This window comes from Sporomusa aerivorans (assembly GCF_041428895.1).
GTDB classification, from domain to species: Bacteria; Bacillota; Negativicutes; order Sporomusales; family Sporomusaceae; genus Sporomusa; species Sporomusa aerivorans.
The window spans coordinates 1,724,113-1,743,560 of sequence record NZ_CP156926.1 but is presented as its reverse complement, the minus strand read 5'-3'; the positions used below and the strand labels follow the sequence as shown (position 1 = coordinate 1,743,560).

The following is a 19,448-nucleotide window of genomic DNA, read 5'->3' as shown; positions in this document are numbered from 1 at the left end:
TATGTAGTCATATCATCTCCAGGATTGGCGTTTCCTACTTATTGAAGGAGAGTTATACTTTCAGACAGGACAAAAAAATCATCAACTTGGCATAATGCCCAGTTGATGATTCTATTTCTTTTGCTAATCTTTTTTATTGTTTGCTTCAATAAGCTTGCAGGACTGATGATAGAGCGCCAAAACCCAACCAATACCCACCACTGCCAATAATGCTAATTCCTGCCCGTTCACACGAATGCACCTCCGTTTTATTTGAGGCGGACATCCGGTTAGAAGGAGCTTCCCGGGCGTAGCTGTCCTCCAGAATTTTTGAACTCTCCTTTTGACTCGAAAAGTTCTGTCCTTCTGGTCCTGCCAGGAAGTTATTCTGGTTGGTTGGCCGTTATACATATATTATACATAACATCCGCAAAATTTTCAATCAAATCTACTAAATTTATTGAAAAAGCTTATTTTCATATTACATACCTTTAGCACCCGGCAAAGTAAAGCCCCGTCCCATTACTTCGGCGGCATCCTGTACAATCATAAAGGCTTGCGGGTCGGCCGCATGCGCAAGCTGTTTGATTTTGGCGATTTGCGTAAGACTGACGACAACAAAAATCACCTGTTTGTCCTGACGGGTAAAAGCCCCCTGGCCATGCAGGATGGTTACGCCTCGCCCGACTTCTTTTAAGATAGCGTCGACAATTTTATCGGTATTGTAAGAAACTATAAAAACCGTTTTCCGCCGGTTGAAGCCTTCGACAACTTTGTCAGTAAGATTGGCGCTGATAAACATGGAAATCAAAGTAAGCATCGCCAGTTTGAGACCGAACAACAATGCGGCCACAAACATAATTACGCAGTTAATGGCAAAACCCACAGCCCCAAAATTGAGTGAATAATATTTTTTGACAATGGCTGCTACGATATCCAAACCACCCGCGCTGCCATTAACCCTAAAGATCATACCGCTGCCAATGCCGGCGGCAATCCCGCCGGTAATTGCTGAAATGATAGGGTCGTCGATCAAATTATATTGCGCGGCAAAACTTGTGGCATCAATTGCCAGCGAAAATAGAATGGTCCCATAAATGGTGCCAACCGTGTACTCCTTGCCCAACAACCGGTAGGCGGCATACAGTAAAGGAATATTCATCAAGAAAACCTGTACACCGATGGGTAAGCCGAAAAGGAAATAAGAAATAATGGCGATCCCGGAGACCCCGCCGCTCAACAGATGATGCGGCACCAGAAAAGCATTGATGGAAAAACTGCAAATCAAGCACCCAACTGCCACCCATAAATATTGGTAAAATGTATCGCGCATATGTTCCCCCATTCGTTTTTAAATAACTATTTAATTGTCCTCACTCGAATTTTATCATAGTATCACATTTTCGCCAACTCCATGTGTGCAGAGTCTTTGTCAATAAAAATCCGCCGTACCCAGTCCCCAGCACAGCGGTCAGAAAGAATAAACCTATCTTTTTTTGTACGGACTCACGACATACAGAGGCTTTACAGCTTGTTGGCCAGCCCTTCGAGGATCGTGGCCGACGCACTAAGTTCCTCAATGGAGGCAGTAATTTCCTCGATTGCAGCGGCCTGTTCCTCAACTACCGAATTAGCCTTATGGATGCCGCGGGAAATTTGGATCACCTGTGTCTGGACCCGCTGCAAAATGGCATTAATTTGGCTGATGCTCTCATGACTGGAACTTGAAAGTTTCCGTATCTCCTCAGCCACTACGCTAAAACCGCGGCCTTGTTCCCCGGCCCTGGCCGCCTCGATGGCGGCGTTAAGTCCTAAGAGATTGGTCTCACTGGCTACATTTTTAATAAAAGTAATGACTTCGTCCGTCTTTTGGGTATCGTTTCTGGCATTATCCGTGTATTGCAGCAGTTCTTTGTTGGAATTAACCAAATCCTGCACACCGGCGGCCACATGGCCGATACCGTCTGATATCTGCTTAAGCGAGGCGGCCAGCGTATTGGCCAGCGTATACACTTCACGCTGCCTGTTTAAGCTTTTGGCAATTCCTATTGAGCCAATTACCGTACCGGTTTCGTCTTTTACCGGCACATCAACCGACCGGACATCAATACCGACTACTTCTTTGGAAATCACCATCGATCTGGTTTTTCCCTGCATAATAGCCTGCAGGGAAGCTGCACCGGACGGCAGCCTGTCGCCGTCGTTCACACTGACTTTAATACTTGCGCTATGCAATATCTTAAGGTACTTTTCTTTATCTGTGACAGATAAGGTGACATCATCCTCAAATAATTCCTTCAGGTATGGTGCAAATAAATTAAACGCCGCCAAAATTTTTTCTATATCGGTCTTTTGTGCTTCCGCTTGCATTTATAGCCCCCTCCTCCACCCAGTGTCCAACCATGTCCACCGGCAAATTTCTTCCAATTATTCAATATTATACCTTATTCATTGCCTGTAATCGACTATTTTTCATAATTAATTCCAAAATATGTGACCTGGCTCACATATTGGGCGATAAATGAGAGTTATACTGAAAGCACCAAAAGAATTCGAGGAGGCTTTACTAATGGCTGATATCTCAAATTTAACAAGACAGCACAAAGATATTGTGGAACTTTTAGACAAGCTGGACGCATATTCTACTCCCCAGCAAGTGGAGAAAAACGCTTTTGCCATTTCTCTGCTCTTGGGACAGTTGTCAGGGAAAATCAATATTCACTTATCCAACGAGGACCGATTCGTTTATCCCCGGCTGCTCAAGGTCAATGAAGCACAAACCCGTCAGCTTAGCCAGCAATTTTCCCGGGAGATGGGCGGTTTGGTTACCGTATTTAACAACTTTAAAGGAAAATATTTAAGCTCGGTAAAGATTAATGCCAATGCCCCGGCCTTTTTGACCGAGTTAAAGGAAATAGCGGCTGCCATTAAAGAACGGATTAACAAGGAGGAACTTCTGCTTTATCCGCTCGCCTCAGCAGCCAATTAAATATAAATCACTAAAAAACCAAGCATGTAAACAAAACACCCTCAGCGTTTGTTTACATGCTTGTTCTGTTTAGCCAATAAATTCCTGACTTATCATCAGGCCATACGGTCCACCTTTAATTATCCCGATACCAATTTGGGTAAAGTTGGCATTAAGGATATTGGCACGATGACCGGACGAATTCATAAGGCTGGTATGAGCAGCCGTAACGGAAGAGTTGCCGGCGATGTTCTCGGCAGCCGTCTTATACGTGATACCCTGGAACTTCATCAGGTCATAAGGCGAACCGTATACCGGCGACTGGTGTCCGAAGTAGTTGTTATTAATCATATCCATGCTCTTCATCCGGGCGACCTTTAGCAACCGGCTGTCAACCGTCAATGCTTTCAAACCGAGGCTGGTCCGCTCCTGATTGACAAGATTGACCATTTGCTTTTCCTGAGCAGTTATCGGCGCGGTTAGTAAAGCATCCGTACCGGTTGTTGATGGCTGGGGAGCGGGAGTGGAAGCTGGAGCCGGAGTCGGCGACGGAACCGGCTTTGGTTGCGAAGCTGGGGCCGGTACAAGATTATAAGGCTCGTAACCCTTGCTGATCAGCCAGTTGTTATACTTTTGGTAAGTCTTCAATTGCTGCGTTGTGGAATAATACAGGGTCGGGGCAGCTGCCGCTGGCACAGTAGCCATACCAATAAACACGGCGGTCAAAATGGCGGCCATAAGTCTACGGGATTTCTTCACTGTGTCACTCCTTATTTAAAATTGAAGAACCATGCTTTCGCAAGTGCTATTATACCTTAGTTTAGCAGAGATAGCATCAAATAATATTTGTCAAAAACGAGCTGCAGTACCGGCGAACGTTTTATCTCTATTTGCCTTTAATTAAGCCCCAGTTCTTTGCGTTTCTTTTCAATATGATCAACGTAAATCTGCACCGTCTTGTCCGCGCTTGTCTCAACCGTGAGTTTGCCCAGACCCAGCGTTTCGGTAGTTTCAGTCAGCACCTTAACCACGACATCACTGCCGGTAACAGACGGCACCGGCGCCACATGCACCAGCCAGCCTAAGGCAATCGCCGTGCAGGCGTCAGCAACCGCCTTTTGTTCCAGGTATTCGGGCGCCCCGATAACAAGCGGCAGCTTATTAGTGTCAACATCCAGGGCATCGGCAAGTTCTTTGGCAGTTTGCGTCATTTTGCCAATATCTACACAGGCGCCGTAGGAAAGCACCGGCGGAATCCCCAGCGCTTTGCAGACTTCTTTCAGACCAGGACCGCATTCTTCAGCCGCCTGCGGGTTGGTTAGGCCGGTATATTGCATAACCGACGAAGTGCAGCCGCCGGATAATACCAGGATGTCCTTTTCGATTAAGCCTTTAGTGATACGGAAAATATTGCTGCCGCCTTGTCCATACCGGGCAGTTGTGCAGCCGACGATTGTGGCAATACCGCGAATCTTACCGGCGGCAATTGCATCAATCAGCGGCTTCCAGGAACCTCCCAGCGCATCCCGGACAGACTCGGTACTAAACCCGATCACACAGCCTTCCGATACATGGGGCGGAATGTATACTTCGCGATTTTCGGCCTTGCGTTTGGAGTATGCCTCAATGGCCATACCGAGGATTTTTTCGGCCTGTTTTTTCATTTCCTCCGGTTTGAATTCGACCACTTCAGTCCCCGGCATGCGAATGACTTCATGCGTACTCACCATTTTTGTCCCGAAGCGCTCGGCATATAAAGGCAGGGTGGGGATGGTGCAGTTGTAATCAAACATAAATAAATCAACGGCACCGGTGGCAAAGAGATACTCTTCACTCAGCCACTCGCCTTCCTGACCGCCATAGGCGCTCATTTCGCCGGTATCTTTGTAGTTTAACAATTGCTGGCCCTCACAGACATGGCCGAGTACCTGCAGGCCGCTGGCGCCGGCTTGTTTGGCTTTTTCCTGCCACTCAGGCGTGGATGCCAGTTCGACAACAATATGGGCGGTTAAAGGCATATGCCCGTTTGTTATGATATTAACCATATCTTTCTTTAAGAGACCCATATTTTGTTTGGCGGCGCGTATTTTCTGGGTACCCATCAGGATTTCCTGCAGAATATCCAGAGCAAACAACCCTTGATATTCATTAATTACGCCGAGCCGCACCGATGTCAGCAAAAAGTCAACCGGATCGGCGTTGAGATTAGTCATACATTTTGTTTGGGCAAAACCGACTTCACTAAAACCCCCGCCGGGAAAAACGTTGAGTTTGCGCCACAGTTCCTGTCGCTTGGGCGGGGCAAAGGTCTGAACCATTGCTGATTCCTCCCAATAGGGCTTGCCCATATCCTCAAGTACCCAGTTGGCAAAGTTGACAGCTACCTTATTAATGTCTTCATGGCTGTTTAAACCAGCCATCTCGGCATATTTCTGCAGTTTTTGCGGGTCACGGATCTTAAGGCCGCTTTCCGGTTTCTCGGCAGCGGCTTTTAAGGTGCGGGCCGCCTGCTGGGCGTGAAATATATTGGCGGAAGCGCCAATAGTAACATGCCGGTAAACAAAGTTTCTGGCGACCATAACATGAGCGTCAACACCGCAGTTGCCACGCGGCGCTTTGGGGCTGATACGGCAAGGACCGTTGGCGCAAAGCTGACAGGACAGACCCGAAGAACAGAAGCTGCAGCGGATTTTCTCCTGCTGCTCAAAGCGGTCAAACACGTTGGTCAGTCCCTGGGCATGCACATGCTGGTACATCTCCCGCATGGCCGGGTCAATAATTACATTGAGCGGAAAGCCGTCTTTGCCCTGATCATGTACTTTAATATGCTCACGCTGCCATTTATGTACCTCAGGCATAGAATCGGGAACCTTTTCGATCTCATAATACTTTTTAGCATTTTTGTGAACATCAAAATGATCGTCCGGGTTATTTGTGCCGCTGGCATCTCCTTTGTTAAGAACTGATTCGACATCACCGCCGCTGGTGGTATCCTCGCTGCGGATTAAAGTATCTTTGGACATGGCTGCTATAACCTCCTTTGGGTGTATCTGGACATAGTTTGTTACTAAAAAACATTTTTTATTACCGGGCCGCCGGCGGCAATAATAAGATAAAGCAGACTTAGCATATCCATTTGCCGGTAATTCGATCAGTCCCTCATATTAACTCTTGCCCCAAACTAACCTATCTGCTATAGTAAGACTTAGTTCTGGAAGAGAAGACCGCTCCCAGAGCTAAGGGTATTTGCTTAAAACTGTACAAGTTCGCCTTAGCCTGTGTATACAAGATAGATTTACTATTTTAGGGGGATTCCAAGTATGAAGTTTTTAAAAGAAATAGCTGATTGGGCTTATAGTCTGGCGGTAGCCATCGCCCTGGCCATTGTAATTAATGCTTTTGTCTTTCAGCCGACACGCGTAGTTGGCAGCTCCATGGAGCCGAACCTTCACCACAACGATTATGTGTTTGTGTCTAAACTAAACCATACGTTTGCCGGTACACCGGAATATGGCGACATTGTAATCATCGACAGCCGGGTGTTCAGAGAACGCAGCGTAAAAGACGATATTGCCGATCCGGTATCCACTTATCTGAGCGTTGCCAAAATCACCGAGATAGACAACCATATTTGGATCAAGCGGGTTATCGGCAAGCCAGGCGATACCATTGAAATCAAGGATGGCAAATTATATCGCAACGGCACTGCCCTTGACGAAGCCTATATAAAAGAACCCATGCGGCCTGCGGAACCGAAGAAAGTCGTTATTCCACCCAACCAGGTATATGTAATGGGAGATAACCGCAACAACTCCAGTGACAGCCGCTATATCGGCCCGGTTCCTGTCAGCCATGTGCTTGGCAAAGTTGTAAAAGTTCTCTAAAGAGACTGTGGTTGCAACACCGGTTTTGACAAATATCAAAGACGGTGCTGCTTTTATCCAGGCGAAAGTTATACTCTTTATCCAAACAAAAAAATGGGTAGGATGCCAATGGCATCCCACCCATTTTTTTGTTTGAAATTAGTCCCTCACCCGTACCATTGTCCAAACACCAACAGCAAACAACAGTACCGTATAAAATGCCAGAACCCCCACCGACAGCCAGGGCGTCTCCAAGCCTGCGCCAATAGCCCGGAGCGCATAAGTGGCATGTGTTAGCGGCAACAGCTCAATAAACAAATGAAACACCGGCGGCAGCCGGTCAGGTGTGAAAAACGTCGCGCATAAAAAAGACATGGGCAACAGTACATAAGTATTGAAACTGGCCATATCCTCATGCGAATTAATCAGCATAGCCGCCACCAGCCCCATGGCGGCAAACAACAGGCAAGTCAGGGCCAGTGTTAATACAAAACCGGCAGTTACCGCCAGTTTCGCACCAAATAAAAATGCCAGCACAAAAATAACCGTACAGGAGATAAATCCCCTAAGCGCCCCGGCCAACACTTTACCAACCACAAAAGAACCCGCACTGACTGGCGCAATAAGATATTCCTCAAGTGTCTTGTGGTAAAGGCGGCTCATATTGAGCGGGGAACCAACCGCACTAAAACTGATATTCATAGCATTCAGAGCCATAATCCCCGGCAGTATGAAATCAAGATAACTGCCGCCATTTACCGAAAGACTGCGTCCCAACCCCCAGCCGAAGGCCACCAGATACAGTATCGGGCTGATCATCCGGGACAACACAAATTTGACCAGCCGCCGGTTTAGTACAACCCAATCCCGCCAGAAAACAGTATTTATATCTTCCAAACGCAAGTTTTGCCAATCCCTTCTTGAACAACTGTTATCAACATTAATACTTTTTTCGCTGTACTTACCGTTTATCCTGCAAAAAAACACCTGGCTGTTGACAGGCCAGGTGTCAGTCCAGTTTCACTTCTACGCCAAATAGACATGCGGCATATTTTAGCCATTCCCGCGCCGCAAAGGAGAGATAGGTATCCTTTTTCCACACAATAGCCAAATGCCAGGGGCTGATTTCCTCGGCAATGGGCAAGGCCTTAACGCCATCACCAATCTTATCACATACTACCTTGGGCAGCAAGGCCACTCCCAGCTTGGCAACCACGATTTCGGCCATAAAATCCCATTGCGAACTTTCGCAAAGTACCCGCGGCACAAAACCATGTTCACGGCATTTCTCCACAATATGATCATGCAGGGCAAAATCTTTGCGGAACAGGACAATCGGCTCTTCCTCCAGATCGGTAATACTTACCACTTCCCGCCCGGCCAGACGATGTTCAGGATGAACAATGAGCCAGATCGGATCTTTTACGAAAGCAAACAGGGAAAAAACAGCTTTATTTTTAACTGGCAGCACAACCACGCCAATATCAAGAGTGCCGTCTTCGACCATCTCTTCCACAGCCCGGGAACCTATTTCAACTAAATCGATAACAATATTGGGGAATTTTCTCTTAAACTCCCCAATGGCAATGGCGAAAAAACTTGTCTCAACCATAGGGGGAATGCCAAGCCGGATACTGCCTTTACGGCCGCTCGTCAAGTCATCCAGATCACTTGTTACATTTTTGAGCGAATCAACTATCTTCAGACCGCGTTCATATAAAGCCTGTCCCGCATCGGTCAGTTTAATCCGCCGGGCAGACCGGTCAATTAGCGTAACTTTCAATTCTTCCTCTAAATTACGAACCATTTTACTAATAGAAGGCTGGGAAACATGAAGCTCCCGGGCCGCTTTAGTAAAACTCAACTGCTTGGCGACTTCAATAAAATAGGTAAGATGGAGAATATCCACAGCCGGCGTACTCCTAACATCAGTATAAGGTATATAGCCTATATACTATATACCTTATACTATGGCGGGCAGACTATGAATCTGTCAAGAATTAATTTACAGTTAGGCCAAAAAACACTTATGACCAAACTGCTTTATCCCAAAATTCCTTTGTCCTGGTTATATCTCTGACAACCGGAATAGGCACCACCTTGGCCCGTTTATCAACAAGCACGCCTTCTTTAGTCTCCCGCATCCGGGTAGTGGGTAACCTATAACCAAATATCCATGTTAACAAAGCCTGCATAGCCGAATCCTCCGCATACTGTACTAATTTTACTTTTATTGTAACCGCAGGCGGTCCGGCAGTAAAATACACATTATGCATATATAGAATTACTCCAGGCTATGGAAGCTTCCGTCCGTTACTTATTTACTGGCAGTCAAAGCCTGCGCCAAATCGGCGATAAGGTCGTCTGCATCCTCAATCCCGATCGAAAGCCGGACCATATCATCAGATACGCCTGCACTGGTCCGCTGCTCACCCGATAGTTGGGAATGTGTGGTGCTGGCCGGATGAATTACCAGCGATTTGGCATCGCCTACATTAGCCAGCAAAGAGAATAAACGCAGGGCATTGATAAATTTCCTGCCGGCTTCCAGTCCGCCCTTGATACCAAAAGTCAGTATGGCGCCGGCGCCTTTGGCCAGATACTTTTTCACCAGCTTGTGATCGGCGTGGCTTTCCAGGCCGGGGTAACTAACCCAGGACACCAGTTCGTGACTTTCGAGGTATTGAGCAATCGCCAGGGCGTTCTGACTGTGCCGCGCCATCCTGAGATGGAGCGTTTCCAGCCCCTGCAGAAACATGAAGCTGTTGAACGGGCTGAGACAAGCGCCAACATCCCGCAGAACCTGCACTCTGAGCCGGATAATAAAGGCGAGATTGCCGAGAGCTTCGGTATAGCGGATATCATGATAGCTTGGATCCGGCTCGGAAAGCAGCGGAAACTTGCCGTTCCCCCAATTGAACTTACCGCCGTCGATAACCACTCCCCCCATCGCAGTGCCATGTCCGCCGATAAATTTAGTTGCCGAGTGCACAACAATATCAGCCCCGAAATCCAGCGGCCGGCACAGGTAAGGCGTGGCAAATGTGCTGTCAATAATGAGCGGCAATCCATGTTGGTGGGCAATAGCGGCCACACTTTCCAAATCCAGCACATCAATCTTGGGGTTGCCGATGATTTCGGCATACAGGGCTTTCGTATTGGGGGTAATGGCGGCGGCAAAATTCTCCGGCTTGCCGGGATCGACAAATTTGACCTTGATCCCCAGTCTTGGCAGGGTATGGGCGAACAGATTGTAGGTCCCGCCATAGAGAGTTGAAGAACTTACTATTTCATCACCCGCCTGGGCAATATTGATGATTGCCGCCGTAATGGCCGCATGGCCGGAAGCAAACGCTAACGCGCCCACACCGCCTTCCAATGCGGCAATACGTTGCTCAAATACGTCTGTTGTCGGATTCATAATCCGGGTGTAAATATTGCCCGGTTCTTTTAAACTAAACAGATCGGCCGCATGATCGGCATCCCGGAAATTGTAGGCCGTAGTCATGTACAGGGGAACGGCGCGCGCGCCGGTTGCAGGGTCAGGCTGCTGCCCGGCATGTACGGCCAAGGTGTCAAAACGCAGTTTTTCGGGTAATGTCATAGTTCAACCCTCATTCTTTCATATTTTATATTGTTGGAGCTTCTTTTACCTGTATCCCTGATATCAGGCGGGCGCCCAGATAGGCCAGCTTAGAAGGCCGGAACATTCCCCACTGTCTGATTGGCAGGACCGAGGGAGCAGGCAGAACTTTATTAATAAACTTTGATAGTATTGGCCGCAGCAAATGGAAGTCGATTAAAAAGCCATCATGTCCATGCGGGCTGTCGATAACCGCAAAATCGGTGCGAACGCCAACCCGGCGCATGGTCTCGGCCAGTTCCTCCTGTTGATAGGCCGGATACAAAAGGTCCGAGCTTACCCCGATAACCAGCACTCTGGCATCGATCCGGGCTAAAGCCGCCTCATAAGACCCGTACCCGTCAGACAGATCAAAGAGATCCAGCGCCCGTAGCAGGTAGAGATAGGAATTGGCATCAAAACGTTTAACGATACTTTCCCCTTGATAGTCAAGATAATTCTCAATTTCAAACTGACCGCCGCGGGTCCGGCGGCCGAATTTATAGGCCATGGACATCTCACTCTGGTATGTAATCATTCCCAAGGCCCGGGCGGCTGCGAGTCCCCTTTCCGGTTTGCTGCCACCGTAATAATCGCCGTTCTGCCAGGCAGGATCGAGCATAACAGCCTGGCGGCCCACCCGGTTATAAGCGATGGCCTGCGCGGCCGAATAACCGGGAGCGGCAATAACAACAACCCCGTCAACAAAGTCCGGGTACCTCACTGCCCACTCTAGAGCCTGCATCCCGCCCATCGAGCCGCCGATTACCAGCGCCAGTTGCTTAATGCCCAATACCTCCAGCAATCTTTTCTGGACCTGAACCATATCACCTATGGTGATCTCCGGGAATTCCATACCATAGGGGTTGCCGGTGGCCGGATCGGGTGAAGCCGGACCTGTCGTTCCCTGGCACCCTCCCAGCACATTGGCACAAATAACAAAAAAGCGTTCGGTATCAATGGGACGGCCCGGACCGATTAGCGGCTCCCACCAGCCTTTCTCGTCATATTGGTCATGAGAAGCCGGATGGCTGTCACCGGTCAGTGCATGGGCAACCAGGATGACATTGTCACCGGTCGCAGATAAAGTGCCATAGGTTTCATATGCCACAGTAACGTCAGTCAGACAGCCGCCCTGTTTCAGCTGCAGCGGGTTCTCCGGACTGGCGACCTGAACTTGTTTTAATTGCGGCCGCCATTTAAAACCCGGAAAAAAGGTCACAACCATAATTCTTCCCCTCCTTACAGTATTCATGAAATAAAGCAGACTTAGCTTCAGGTGGGGTTTTAACCGCATCTGAAGGTTAGCGCCCTTATCCAGGAGGATATTTGAGAGATAACGAAAGCCCCCTCGCTAAGAGGGGGCATAATCTGTTTGCCAATCCCTCTCATCTCCCAGGAAATCTGCTGATTCCTGCTGGAATTAGCACCACTGCGCATTGCGCCGGTTGCCGGGTGTCATCGGGCCAGTCCCTCGACCTCTCTGGATAAGAGCGTACTATTAAATTTGTAAAGTAATGTATACATGATACCTAAATAGCAGCCGATTGTCAAGTATCTCCATTTTTCAGTGAACAAATGTATAATCTTCTGCCGCAGCCCTTATTGACATATTAAAGTTTTTATTATAAACTAGTAACTAATCTAATACTCCTAAAGGGGAGTAGCTCATAGAACAGAGTCAACATACTGATGAGTATTCATCTGGCTCTGTTGTTGACACTTGTCAATTAGCGAGACCTTTAGTATGGCAAATTTGTATTTGCCATACTAAAGGTCTCGTTTTATATATATTACACATCTTAAGGGGGATTATCATGACAGCATTTTTAACCTCGCTTATCTTTGTAGTGCTTGCTGAGATGGGTGATAAAACGCAACTACTGGCTATGGCCTTTGCAACCCGATTCAAGTGGCAAACCGTTATGTGGGGCGTCTTGGCCGCAACAATTTTCAACCATCTGTTTGCCGTAATTGTCGGCAGCTATCTGACCCATTTCATCCCGATGAGTTACATTCAGATTGCCGCGGCCATCTCCTTCATCATCTTCGGTCTTTGGACAATCCGGGGGGATGAGCTCAACGGCGAAGATAAAGGCTGTAAGTACAACCCATTTTGGACAGTGGCCATTGCTTTTTTCATTGCCGAAATGGGTGACAAAACCCAGCTAGCAACCATTGCGCTGGCAGCTCAATTTAATAGCATTATCCCGGTATGGCTGGGAACAACCACCGGTATGATGGTAGCGGACGCCATTGGTATCATTATTGGCATTGTACTGGGAAAAAGAATCCCCGAACGGGCTGTGAAGTGGTTTGCCGCAATTATCTTCATACTGTTTGGCCTGTTTGGCCTCTATGAATACTTACCCGGACATTACCTCACACCGGTCTCTGTCACCGGCACCTTGCTGGCGGTACTGCTCTCTATATTCTTAGTGTCCCGCATGAGCGGAGATTGCGATAAAGAACCGCAGAAATCGCCGCAAGAAAGTAAGTAAACTAGTAAAAAGCGCGAAAATCTTCAAGCAGATTTTCGCGCTTTTTAGTTGCCTGTTCTCAAACTACGTCAAAGCCGATGTCTTCGACAGCCTTCACCAGATCAGCCTGTTTAGCAGTGCCGGTTACAACCGCTTGCTTCTTTTCCAGATCTACACTGGCGCCTACTACTCCCGGAATTCCCAGAAGTGCTTTTTCAACACTCATTTTGCAATGCCCGCAAGACATCCCTTCGATTTTTAAAATTGTTTCCTGTGCCTGACTCATACCGTCACCTCCCTTCTTGCCGGCTTTCAATACCGTACACCCCTACACATTTGGCTACTGACGGCATATTCTCCTTAGTGTTAGGGTTGTCACGGTACTGGCGGCATTATGCCGCAGTATCCCTATCCCTGTAGGGATCAAACCGCCTTAGCCTGAGCGCATTAGTGACCACGGAAACCGAACTGAAGGCCATGGCCGCCCCGGCCAGGACGGGTGATAAAAAACCCATGGCGGCAACAGGAATTCCCAGTGAGTTATAGATCAAAGCCCAAAACAGATTTTGCTTGATGTTCCTCATGGTTGCCTTACTCAGGCGAATGGCGGCGACGATGCCGGTCAGATCTCCCCGCATCAGCGTAATGTCAGCGGCCTCTATGGCAACATCGGTACCTGTGCCGATGGCAAAACCAACATCGGCAGTAGCCAGCGCCGGCGCATCATTAATACCGTCCCCGACCATCGCCACGACTTTGCCTTGCTTTTTCAGCGCGTCAACCTGCTCGGCCTTGTGTTCAGGCAGCACCTCCGCCAGAACATTGGTAATACCCACCGTCCGGGCTATTGCCTGGGCAGTCCTTACGTTATCGCCGGTAATCATCCAGACCTCGATACCCATTTGTTTGAGCGCAGCCACGGCCTGGGCCGAGTTCTCTTTGACGGTATCCGCCACGGCAATCAGCCCGCTCAGCCTGCCGTCCAGAGCAAACAGCATAACGGTCTTGCCCTCAAGTTCCAATTGCTCAATTGCAGCTAGCTCGGCAGTAAACTCGACATTGTTTTCTTGCATGAGTTTGCGGGTGCCCACTAAAATTCGCCTGCCCTCCAGCGTAACCTCCACCCCGTGTCCCGGAATGGCGGCGAACGACTCCGGTTCAGGCAGGACTATACCTTGCCTTTGACCATATTTAACAATAGCCTGAGCCAGAGGATGCTCCGAATTCTTCTCGGCGCCGGCAGCCAGTCTCAGCAGTTCTGTTTCAGCAAGTCCTGCCAGCGGTATAACGTCTGTCGCTTCCGGCTCTCCCTTGGTGATGGTGCCTGTTTTATCAAGTACAATGGTTGTCAGCCTGTGGGCATTTTCCAGGTGCTCCGCCCCTTTTATCAGGATACCGTTCTCTGCGCCCTTACCGGTTCCTACCATGATCGAGGTTGGAGTAGCCAGGCCCAGGGCGCAGGGGCAGGCAATGACCAGCACGGCTGTAAAATTAACCAGAGCCCGTGAGAAATTGCCGGGATCAAGGAAAATATACCAGACTCCAAAGGTCACAAGCGCCAGTCCAACAACAACCGGCACAAAATATCCGGAAACCACGTCGGCAAAGCGCTGAATCGGCGCTTTTGAGCCCTGTGCTTCTTCCACAATACGGACAATCTGCGCTAATGCAGTATCCTTACCGACTTTGGCGGCCGTAAATTTAAAAGTGCCAAGTTTATTAATGGTAGCGCCAATAACCGTGTCGCCCGCCTTCTTGTCAACAGGCAGACTTTCACCGGTAAGCATAGACTCATCAACAGTCGATGTCCCTTCGGCAATAACACCGTCGACCGGAATCTTTTCGCCCGGCCGAACAACCACAACATCGCCGACTAAGACGGCTTCCACCGGAATATCGAGTTCCTGGCCGTCACGGACCACTCTGGCCGTCCTGGCCTGCAGCCCCATAAGGGCTTTAATGGCCGCCGAAGTTCTTCCCTTGGCAGTGGCTTCCAGCAATTTGCCTAAAATAATCAGGGTAATTAAAATTGCTGAAGTCTCAAAATATAAGTCGGGTTCATTCCGAAGTACATTGGCGATACTGTAAAAGTAGGCGGCCGAGGTACCAAGTGCAACCAGTACATCCATATTAGCGCCGCCGTTTTTGAGCACCGTATACGCACTGCGGTAAAACTGCCAGCCGGCAATAAATTGCACCGGCGTAGCCAGTACCAACTGGAGATACGGATTCATCAACACATGCGCAACACTGCCCATGATCCCCAGCATATGCAGGATCATAGCCAGTAAGAGCGGCAGGGAAAAGCCGGCCGCCACCAGGAGGCGAAAACGCTGCCTGCTTACCTCAGCTTCGCGGGTTTGCTTTTCCTGATCCACCTCAGCAGTATCTGCTAAATCGTGTGCGCCAAAACCCGCTTTTTCAATTCTGTCCTTAATATCGCTGATACCGGTAACACCCGGATAGAACTCAACAGTTGCCTTTTCCACCGCCAGATTGACAACGGCATTTACAACTCCCGGCAATTTTTTCAGGCTTCTCTCAATGCGGCCTGAGCAGGCGGCGCAGGTCATACCGCTAATCTTTAACTCCACCTTGTCCGTTATGACCTGAAAACCTATGGCCTCAACTTTTTGCGCTATCTCAGTCAGCGTAACCTGCGCAGGATCATAGGTTATAGCCGCCTTTTCGACAGCCAGATTCACGGCTGCCTTCGCCACCCCCGGCAGCTTGGACAAGCCGCGCTCCAATCGTCCGGAACAGGCCGCGCAGGTCATGCCGCCTATTTTGAAAATGACATTCTCCAAACCATTCTTTGCCGTCTCGGTCATCTTTCTCACCCCTCTTGTACATATACACCCCGGCAGGGCTACTTGGTGAATTTGGATAAAACGCCCATCAATTCATCAACAGCCTGCTCGGTGCGATTTTCTTTGATGGCATTTACGACACAACTCTTAGTATGACTTTCAATCATAATCAGCGCCACCTGATTGAGCGCCGCCCGTGCAGCCATAATCTGCTGCAGCACATCTACACAATAGCGGCCTTCATCGATCATTTTTTCAATGCCGTTAATTTGTCCGCTGGTCCGACGCAATCTTTTCTTTATATCTATCTTTTCCTGTTCATTTAACATGATTTCCCTCCGTCATACTATACCCCCGTATAGTATATATACTACGCTTAAATATATCACCAGTCAATAGTTTTATTATTTACTGGCGATGTATTTAAAACACGGTTGCATCAAACCTAAGGCGAAACAAAATCAAACTTATAACTGATATATAAAAAAAAAGACCCGGATTTCCGGGTCTTTTTCGCCTTACCCCATCATTTCCAGGAAGGCTTGTACTCTTGTTTTTATTTGTTCTACATCCCCCTGCGAATAATCGGTTTCGATCTGAAGAAAAGAAGTATCGCCGTTTTGTTTCAGGTAATCCCTGATTACCCGGCTTTCCACATTATAGGTGTGGCACCCTTGCCAGGTAATATCCACAACACCGTCGGCCTTATACTCTTTGACCAGTTGGGCAAGATTCTGCTGCCGGACGGGGTTGGGACTCATACAGGAGCAAGGAATTGCCAGATACTTCTCAGCAATGGCTTCAAGCGGCGGTTTGCTTTCATCTACAAGAGTAACAAACTGCTTCATGCCTGAACAGTTTTCGATATAGACAACGGCGGCGCCGCAGTCCTCGATAATTCTAATGACCTTCTCGGCGCCAACGCCTGTAGGCACGCCGGTCACAACAATACGCCTGGCGCCTTTAGGCATGGCGGCTTCCCCTTTGGCCACAGAGTCTTTTATATCGGCAATAACGGCCTCGATTTGCTCGGCAAAATCGGTCCGGTCTGTTACAAAATTGCGTCCCCACATCAGTTTAAGGAAATCCTGCCCGGTCATCGGCACCGGATCCAGTTTCATAAACCCGGACAGTTTTTGCATCAGCAGGCGTTCCTGATTCAACTGCTTAATGGCGGAGCGCAGCTTTTCGTCGGTGATCTCGGCCGCCAGTTCTTTTTCCAGCACCGCTTTTAATGCCTTGACTTCCTCCAGCCAATACGCCTTGTCCTTATCGTCCAGATTGCATTGCGGCAATTTCATAACATGCACGGGTTTAAAGCTTTGCATGAGTTCAAACATCTTTTTCTTGCCGTCACAGGTTGTCTCGCCGATAATAATGTCGGAATACAGAAAGTACGGACACTTATCGGTTACCGCAAGACCATAGGACGACTTGATCAGCGGGCAAAAATTGCGCGGCAGCGTTTTTTCCCCGTCGGGAATTCCCTCTTCTTTTGTGGCGCACAGGCCGAATCCCAGCGCGTCGGCTGCTAAAACCAATTCCTGCGGCGCATAGACACAGTAAAAGCCAACAACTTTTTTTCCTGCCTCTTTGGCATTTTTCAGCATGGTAAATGCATCTGACATACTTTCTCCCCCATTTTTAAAGTTTTTAATTCACAGCATCCCAGGCAAACAGCGCTGCGCCGATGGAACCGGCAAAAACGGCCTCCGGATGCGTAACAACAGCTAATCCCAGTTTGCCGGCAAGTTCCTGCCGCAAAGCCTGGTTCTGCGCTAAACCTCCCGTAAAAGCAACCGGCGCTGCGGGCTGAATGGCGGCTGCCATCACCGCAACCCGCCCGGCAATTGATGTATATAAGGCCCTGATGATAGCCTGCCGGGGAACGCCCCGGTTGACCAACCCGATAACTTCCGATTCGGCAAACACGGTACACATGGAATTGATAGTACAAGCCTCGGCGTCCGGCTCACCGGAAAAGTTGCCGATTTCGGCAATATCAAGCCCCAGCGCCTGGGCGGTAACCTGCAGAAAGCGCCCTGTCCCCGCCGCACATTTGTCATTCATAACGAAATCCTGTACTTTGCCCTGCTGATCGATGCGAATGGCTTTGGCATCCTGACCGCCGATGTCGATAACAGTACACGCGCCAGGCAGCAAAAAGCCCGCCCCCCGCCCATGGCAGGTAATTTCCGTCATGGCCTTGGTGATAAAGGGCAGATTCAGCCGGCCATAGCCGGTACCCACAATGTAAGCCGGCTCCAGGGCACCCACTCCGGCCATTGCCGCTGCCAGCAGATCAGCCGCTTGTTCTTTGGGATTCCAGCCGGCAGGGCAGATAAAGTTCTTACTGTTTTTACCGTCATACAGCGTAAGTTTGATCGCGGACGAACCGGCATCAATACCGGCAACTATTGTAGCTTTCATAAATCACCTGTCTGTAAATATAGATTAATTTTAGAACTTAAATTAAAATATTCTATCACTTTATTCGCTGCCTGATAGCTTAATCCTGCTCTTACTACATAGAAGCCCAAGTTGCCCTGACAATAAAGAAATTTATACTTGCTTCAGCACAAAATCAAAACCACCCGTCCTCCGGGTGGTTTGCTCGCCCCTATAAGGACAGTTACCGGCCAGCGCCTAAAGACTCTGATGCGGGTAATTTATTGTCGAGCGCCAAATTCCTGCGCTCCACTGGCTAAAGTCCTATATAAAGAAGGCAGGCATGCCGTTGTGTCAGCATGCCTGCCTTCTTTATCTTCTTCGTATTATTCTTCGCCATAGAGAGCAGTGGATAAATACCGCTCACCGGTATCCGGCAAGATAACCACAATGCTTTTGCCCTTATTCTCAGGGCGTTTGGCCAGTTCGGTTGCAGCGAACAGTGCTGCGCCACTGGAAATACCGACAAGCAGACCTTCCGTGGCAGCCACATCTCTGGCAGCCTGGAATGCGTCATCAGTTTGCACTGTGATAATTTCGTCAATAGCTTCGCGGTTAAATACGACCGGCACAAAGCCGGCGCCGATTCCCTGAATCTTATGCGGACCAGGGTTGCCGCCCGACAGTACCGGCGAATCGGCCGGTTCAACAGCTACGGCTTTTAAACCAGGCTTATATTTTTTCAGAGCTTCGGCAATACCGGTAATCGTACCGCCGGTACCCACACCACCGACAACAATATCAACCTGGCCGTCGGTATCCCGCCAGATTTCTTCAGCGGTTGTTTTCCGGTGAATTTCCGGATTGGCCGGATTTTTAAACTGCTGAGGAATCCATGCGTTCGGGGTTGTCGCCACAATTTCTTCCGCCCGTTCGATAGCGCCTTTCATACCTTTCGAACCCGGTGTAAGCTCAATTTGCGCGCCCAGAGCCTTAACCAGTTTCCGGCGTTCAATACTCATCGTCTCAGGCATGGTAAGAATCAGTTTGTAACCGCGGGCAGCCGCAACAAAGGCCAGGCCAACACCGGTATTGCCGCTGGTCGGTTCAACGATTACCGTATCTTTATTAATAATGCCCTTATCTTCAGCGTCTTTGATCATTGCATAACCGATACGGTCTTTTACGCTGCCCAGCGGGTTAAAATATTCAAGCTTGGCAATAATATGGCCAATTGCCTCTCTTTTTCCACTATAGCTTTTCAATTCCACCAGAGGTGTATTGCCAATCAGTTCAGTCAGATTTCCGTAGATTTTTGCCATAATACAATCATCCTCT

General features: G+C 48.8%; 18 protein-coding genes and 1 riboswitch. Of the genes, 3 read left to right on the top strand and 15 right to left on the bottom strand.

What is annotated here, in order from left to right; all coding sequences use genetic code 11:
- Window positions 1–460: 460 nt before the first annotated feature.
- Together SATMO3_RS07860 and SATMO3_RS07855 are read right to left on the bottom strand one after the other, a co-directional pair.
- Window positions 461–1,312 carry a YitT family protein gene (locus SATMO3_RS07860; RefSeq protein ID WP_371379828.1) on the bottom strand — a complete coding sequence of 284 codons (852 nt, stop codon included), beginning with the start codon at window positions 1,310–1,312 and terminating at the stop codon, window positions 461–463.
- Between the two features lie 191 nt (window positions 1,313–1,503).
- A complete protein-coding gene (locus tag SATMO3_RS07855; protein ID WP_371379826.1) occupies window positions 1,504–2,349 on the bottom strand; it encodes a methyl-accepting chemotaxis protein in 846 nt (281 codons plus the stop codon).
- 199 nt (window positions 2,350–2,548) lie between these two features.
- Between SATMO3_RS07855 and SATMO3_RS07850 the strand changes: the two genes are divergently transcribed.
- Complete coding sequence (locus SATMO3_RS07850) at window positions 2,549–2,968, top strand: hemerythrin domain-containing protein (protein ID WP_371379825.1); 420 nt, start codon at window positions 2,549–2,551, stop codon at window positions 2,966–2,968.
- A gap of 69 nt (window positions 2,969–3,037) precedes the next feature.
- On the opposite strand, the gene SATMO3_RS07845 is transcribed toward SATMO3_RS07850, so the two are convergent.
- Both SATMO3_RS07845 and cooS read right to left on the bottom strand, forming a co-directional pair.
- Window positions 3,038–3,706, bottom strand: a complete 669-nt coding sequence (locus SATMO3_RS07845) for a CAP domain-containing protein (protein WP_371379823.1) — start codon at window positions 3,704–3,706, stop codon at window positions 3,038–3,040.
- A 137-nt stretch (window positions 3,707–3,843) separates the two neighbouring features.
- Window positions 3,844–5,970, bottom strand: coding sequence for an anaerobic carbon-monoxide dehydrogenase catalytic subunit (gene cooS / locus SATMO3_RS07840; protein ID WP_371379821.1), 2,127 nt, complete (start codon window positions 5,968–5,970; stop codon window positions 3,844–3,846).
- 297 nt (window positions 5,971–6,267) lie between these two features.
- Between cooS and lepB the strand changes: the two genes are divergently transcribed.
- Complete coding sequence (gene lepB / locus SATMO3_RS07835) at window positions 6,268–6,831, top strand: signal peptidase I (protein ID WP_371379819.1); 564 nt, start codon at window positions 6,268–6,270, stop codon at window positions 6,829–6,831.
- A gap of 138 nt (window positions 6,832–6,969) precedes the next feature.
- On the opposite strand, the gene SATMO3_RS07830 is transcribed toward lepB, so the two are convergent.
- The 5 genes from SATMO3_RS07830 to SATMO3_RS07810 form a co-directional block, all read right to left on the bottom strand.
- A complete protein-coding gene (locus SATMO3_RS07830) occupies window positions 6,970–7,713 on the bottom strand; it encodes an ABC transporter permease (protein WP_371379817.1) in 744 nt (247 codons plus the stop codon).
- A gap of 106 nt (window positions 7,714–7,819) precedes the next feature.
- Window positions 7,820–8,719 carry a LysR family transcriptional regulator gene (locus tag SATMO3_RS07825; RefSeq protein WP_371379815.1) on the bottom strand — a complete coding sequence of 300 codons (900 nt, stop codon included), beginning with the start codon at window positions 8,717–8,719 and terminating at the stop codon, window positions 7,820–7,822.
- A gap of 118 nt (window positions 8,720–8,837) precedes the next feature.
- Complete coding sequence (locus tag SATMO3_RS07820; RefSeq protein WP_371379814.1) at window positions 8,838–9,086, bottom strand: hypothetical protein; 249 nt, start codon at window positions 9,084–9,086, stop codon at window positions 8,838–8,840.
- Between the two features lie 41 nt (window positions 9,087–9,127).
- On the bottom strand, window positions 9,128–10,414 hold the full coding sequence (locus SATMO3_RS07815) for a homocysteine synthase (RefSeq protein WP_371379812.1): 1,287 nt from the start codon (window positions 10,412–10,414) through the stop codon (window positions 9,128–9,130).
- Between the two features lie 25 nt (window positions 10,415–10,439).
- Window positions 10,440–11,660: a homoserine O-acetyltransferase gene (locus SATMO3_RS07810; protein WP_371379810.1), complete on the bottom strand. Its 1,221-nt coding sequence runs from the start codon at window positions 11,658–11,660 to the stop codon at window positions 10,440–10,442.
- A 157-nt stretch (window positions 11,661–11,817) separates the two neighbouring features.
- A riboswitch (SAM riboswitch) is annotated at window positions 11,818–11,926 on the bottom strand.
- 323 nt (window positions 11,927–12,249) lie between these two features.
- Between SATMO3_RS07810 and SATMO3_RS07805 the strand changes: the two genes are divergently transcribed.
- Window positions 12,250–12,933 (top strand): TMEM165/GDT1 family protein, encoded by a 684-nt coding sequence (locus tag SATMO3_RS07805; RefSeq protein ID WP_371379809.1) that lies wholly within the window; start codon window positions 12,250–12,252, stop codon window positions 12,931–12,933.
- Window positions 12,934–12,991: 58 nt separating this feature from the next.
- On the opposite strand, the gene SATMO3_RS07800 is transcribed toward SATMO3_RS07805, so the two are convergent.
- The 6 genes from SATMO3_RS07800 to cysK all read right to left on the bottom strand — a co-directional run bounded on the left by SATMO3_RS07800 (window position 12,992) and on the right by cysK (window position 19,432).
- On the bottom strand, window positions 12,992–13,198 hold the full coding sequence (locus tag SATMO3_RS07800) for a heavy-metal-associated domain-containing protein (RefSeq protein ID WP_371379807.1): 207 nt from the start codon (window positions 13,196–13,198) through the stop codon (window positions 12,992–12,994).
- A 106-nt stretch (window positions 13,199–13,304) separates the two neighbouring features.
- Window positions 13,305–15,743 (bottom strand): heavy metal translocating P-type ATPase, encoded by a 2,439-nt coding sequence (locus SATMO3_RS07795; RefSeq protein ID WP_371379805.1) that lies wholly within the window; start codon window positions 15,741–15,743, stop codon window positions 13,305–13,307.
- A 38-nt stretch (window positions 15,744–15,781) separates the two neighbouring features.
- Window positions 15,782–16,051 (bottom strand): metal-sensitive transcriptional regulator, encoded by a 270-nt coding sequence (locus SATMO3_RS07790; protein WP_371379804.1) that lies wholly within the window; start codon window positions 16,049–16,051, stop codon window positions 15,782–15,784.
- Between the two features lie 189 nt (window positions 16,052–16,240).
- Entirely contained in the window at window positions 16,241–17,350 is a 1,110-nt protein-coding gene (locus SATMO3_RS07785) for a double-cubane-cluster-containing anaerobic reductase (RefSeq protein ID WP_371379802.1), read from the bottom strand.
- Window positions 17,351–17,375: 25 nt separating this feature from the next.
- Entirely contained in the window at window positions 17,376–18,152 is a 777-nt protein-coding gene (locus SATMO3_RS07780) for an acyl-CoA dehydratase activase (RefSeq protein ID WP_371379800.1), read from the bottom strand.
- Between the two features lie 344 nt (window positions 18,153–18,496).
- On the bottom strand, window positions 18,497–19,432 hold the full coding sequence (gene cysK / locus SATMO3_RS07775; RefSeq protein WP_371379799.1) for a cysteine synthase A: 936 nt from the start codon (window positions 19,430–19,432) through the stop codon (window positions 18,497–18,499).
- Window positions 19,433–19,448: the final 16 nt, after the last annotated feature.

Coding starts and splice junctions, on each gene's coding strand:
- SATMO3_RS07860 (WP_371379828.1), bottom strand. CDS start 1,312: ATGCGCGATACATTTTACCAATATTTATGGGTGGCAGTTGGGTGCTTG.
- SATMO3_RS07855 (WP_371379826.1), bottom strand. CDS start 2,349: ATGCAAGCGGAAGCACAAAAGACCGATATAGAAAAAATTTTGGCGGCG.
- SATMO3_RS07850 (WP_371379825.1), top strand. CDS start 2,549: ATGGCTGATATCTCAAATTTAACAAGACAGCACAAAGATATTGTGGAA.
- cooS (WP_371379821.1), bottom strand. CDS start 5,970: ATGTCCAAAGATACTTTAATCCGCAGCGAGGATACCACCAGCGGCGGT.
- lepB (WP_371379819.1), top strand. CDS start 6,268: ATGAAGTTTTTAAAAGAAATAGCTGATTGGGCTTATAGTCTGGCGGTA.
- SATMO3_RS07820 (WP_371379814.1), bottom strand. CDS start 9,086: ATGCATAATGTGTATTTTACTGCCGGACCGCCTGCGGTTACAATAAAA.
- SATMO3_RS07815 (WP_371379812.1), bottom strand. CDS start 10,414: ATGACATTACCCGAAAAACTGCGTTTTGACACCTTGGCCGTACATGCC.
- SATMO3_RS07810 (WP_371379810.1), bottom strand. CDS start 11,660: ATGGTTGTGACCTTTTTTCCGGGTTTTAAATGGCGGCCGCAATTAAAA.
- SATMO3_RS07805 (WP_371379809.1), top strand. CDS start 12,250: ATGACAGCATTTTTAACCTCGCTTATCTTTGTAGTGCTTGCTGAGATG.
- SATMO3_RS07800 (WP_371379807.1), bottom strand. CDS start 13,198: ATGAGTCAGGCACAGGAAACAATTTTAAAAATCGAAGGGATGTCTTGC.
- SATMO3_RS07795 (WP_371379805.1), bottom strand. CDS start 15,743: ATGACCGAGACGGCAAAGAATGGTTTGGAGAATGTCATTTTCAAAATA.
- SATMO3_RS07790 (WP_371379804.1), bottom strand. CDS start 16,051: ATGTTAAATGAACAGGAAAAGATAGATATAAAGAAAAGATTGCGTCGG.
- SATMO3_RS07785 (WP_371379802.1), bottom strand. CDS start 17,350: ATGTCAGATGCATTTACCATGCTGAAAAATGCCAAAGAGGCAGGAAAA.
- SATMO3_RS07780 (WP_371379800.1), bottom strand. CDS start 18,152: ATGAAAGCTACAATAGTTGCCGGTATTGATGCCGGTTCGTCCGCGATC.
- cysK (WP_371379799.1), bottom strand. CDS start 19,432: ATGGCAAAAATCTACGGAAATCTGACTGAACTGATTGGCAATACACCT.